The following is a 267-nucleotide window of genomic DNA, read 5'->3' as shown; positions in this document are numbered from 1 at the left end:
GAGTCCTGGCATGCGGATCTTCAATCCTTTAAAGTCAGCTATCGTATTAATGGGTTTATTAAACCAACCACCCATTTGCATTCCCGTATTACCACCAGCCAGAGGGATAATGCCAAAGGGACGATAGACTTCCTCCCACAGCGCCATACCACCACCATAATGTAACCAGCCGTTCATCTCTTGTGCTGTCATCCCAAAGGGAATTGAAGAAAAAAACTGGGAGGCGGGGGCTTTGCCCTTCCAATAATAGGAGGCTGCATGCGCCAT

Annotated in this window: 1 pseudogene; it reads right to left on the bottom strand. The window is 48.3% G+C overall.

Annotated features, from left to right (window positions below):
- Nucleotides 1-267: pseudogene (locus tag L976_RS01660) on the bottom strand (ABC transporter substrate-binding protein); the annotation flags it as partial.

It is taken from the genome of Shewanella sp. ZOR0012, assembly GCF_000798835.1.
Classification (GTDB): domain Bacteria; phylum Pseudomonadota; class Gammaproteobacteria; order Enterobacterales; family Shewanellaceae; genus Shewanella; species Shewanella xiamenensis.
Note: the sequence above shows the minus strand (reverse complement) of the source record. Positions and strands in the feature narration are given on the sequence as shown.